The organism is Ruminococcus sp. XPD3002, assembly GCA_900119535.1.
Lineage (GTDB): Bacteria > Bacillota > Clostridia > Oscillospirales > Ruminococcaceae > Ruminococcus > Ruminococcus flavefaciens_H.
The window spans coordinates 21,654-23,766 of the sequence record FPJT01000025.1 but is presented as its reverse complement, the minus strand read 5'-3'; the positions used below and the strand labels follow the sequence as shown (position 1 = coordinate 23,766).

The 2,113-nt window shown below is 44.8% G+C and carries 4 protein-coding genes; 2 read left to right on the top strand and 2 right to left on the bottom strand.

What is annotated here, in order from left to right:
- Both BT127_RS15315 and BT127_RS15310 read left to right on the top strand, forming a co-directional pair.
- A partial coding sequence (locus BT127_RS15315) for an IS3 family transposase (RefSeq protein WP_318257292.1) occupies positions 1-296 on the top strand: 296 nt, incomplete at its 5' end.
- Between the two features lie 99 nt (positions 297-395).
- Positions 396-908, top strand: a complete 513-nt coding sequence (locus BT127_RS15310; protein WP_075425834.1) for a tyrosine-type recombinase/integrase — start codon at positions 396-398, stop codon at positions 906-908.
- A gap of 368 nt (positions 909-1,276) precedes the next feature.
- Here BT127_RS15310 and BT127_RS15305 read toward each other — a convergent pair whose 3' ends face one another.
- Positions 1,277-1,801, bottom strand: a complete 525-nt coding sequence (locus BT127_RS15305; protein WP_075425833.1) for a hypothetical protein — start codon at positions 1,799-1,801, stop codon at positions 1,277-1,279.
- 45 nt (positions 1,802-1,846) lie between these two features.
- A partial coding sequence (locus BT127_RS17085) for a hypothetical protein (protein WP_207647513.1) occupies positions 1,847-2,113 on the bottom strand: 267 nt, incomplete at its 5' end.

Genomic DNA, 2,113 nt, shown 5'->3' with positions numbered 1-2,113 from the left:
AGTACACAAGCTATGCCTTCCGCAAGGAACTTGTTACAAACGGGCTGATCCAAAGCCTCAGCGGTACTGCTCACTGCTATGACAACGCTCGTATGGAGAGCTTCTTTGCCACGCTGAAAAAAGAAAAACTGTATCAGATACCTACATACCGAATGAAGCGTGAAGAAGTCAAAACCGTTATCTTCCGTTATATCTTCGGCTACTACAACACACAAAGGATCAACAGCTTCAACGAAGGCGGTCTCCCACCTGTGGCACTAAGAACTTCAACTGGGATGGCTCATCACGCCGCCTGACTCCTGCCTATCCAAGATTTTGGGTATTCTCTGACTGCACATTTCTTGACAATTCCAAGTGTTGAGCTGCCGTGCTTGCTTGCTGTATGGTGCGGTGGTATGCGTATCTCAGAGGTCAGAGGTCTTCAGTTCGGAGACATCTATGAGGACGATGGTGGCAGATACATAAGGGTCAGACGTGAGAGAGTTTGCATCAATGGTCATGATGTCATTGAAAACAGGAACAAGACTGAGTTGTCTACAAGAGATGTCCCTCTTCCGGACTACATCTACACTCTTATTCAGCAGGTGCCGCACAAGAATGAGGATGATTTTATCATCAACGAGAACTACGGTAATATCAAGGCTCGTTATGATAGACTGTTGAAGAAGCACGGGATGAAGATGACGTTCCATGACTTGAGAGCGCAGTTCGCAACTACCATGAATGGACTTGGCGTTCAGAAGGAAGTTCTTGAGAAGCTTGGAGGCTGGGCTAATTCCAAGGTTCTTGATGCTGTCTATATAAGAACTCCGAAGCAGAGAGTAAGAGACAGCCTCAAAATCTTTGATGACTTCATGTACGGTGTTATACGCGATACACGCACCGAGAAAACTGATGGCGTAGCATGATTTTCTCTTTCACACGAACTTCACACGGCACAGTTTGATGCTTGAATATTCCCCGAAATATAGCCGAGAATCAGGCGGACATGGAGATGCTTCGAATCCCTCTCTGTCCGCCAGAATTTAAAGCCTGTATTTAGCAGAAAACGCTAAATACAGGCTTTTCTGCTGTCTAAGCAAATGCAGTCAGGAATGCGCGTGTGACGTTGAAACTGCGTAAAATCACACGAAAATGCATGGGTTGTCACACGAAAAATCACACGAATCACACTGAAAGGCTGTTCCAATATAAAGAATCAGGCGGCATAATGCCGCCTGATAAAAATACACTTACTTCTGTTTTTACAAAGTATAAACCACAGCCATTTACTGATTCATCCGATATATGGTATACCGAGGAGCGATGCGAGAAGCTGGCGAGACATAGTCTTATCGTCTCCGAAAGCATCGCTAAGAAGGTTATAGTAACCTCCGAGCTCGGTAATATTCTGCGGCTTAGGCGCACGGGTGTAGCTGATATTGTTTGCAGCTAGTCTCTGTAATAACAGTTGCTTTACTATATCATTATTATTGTTTATCTCCTGTTCAATAACCTTGATAAGCAGTTCTTCCATTGGATTGGTGTTTATTACAGATGTCTGAGGGTTTCTGTTTCCAGAAGAATTCGGTGTTTGTGGATTTTCTGTGCTCGTTGAAGGAGATGATCCTGCTTCCTCTACAGTATTCGCAGAATTATCGTTTCCAGAAGAATCCGGTGTTTGTGGATTTTCTGAGCTTGGTGAAGGAGATGATTCATTTTTTACTGTATCCGAGATAATAGATATATCCTTAATATCTTTGGTATCTATAACCGGTTCAGAAGTGTCAGCTGCCTTTTTTTTATTCGTAGTCTTTGCCATGGTATAATTCCTTTCTGTTAGCATTCACAGTTTTATTATTTTACACTATTCTGGTTTTTTTGGGTCTTTGGGGTCTTCCTTTTCAGGTACCATCTGCTTTGCCATAGCGAGGAGAACAACAGTAAGAGCAGCCTGAAGAGTGTTGTTCATATCTGAACCTCCGTTGCCGCCTTGCTGACCTCCGTTGCCGCCTTGCTGACCTCCGTTGCCGCCTTGCTGACCTCCGTTGCCGCCTTGCTGACCTCCGTTACCGCCTTGCTGACCTCCGTTGTCACCTTGCTGACCTCCGTTGCCACCTTGCTGACCTCCGTT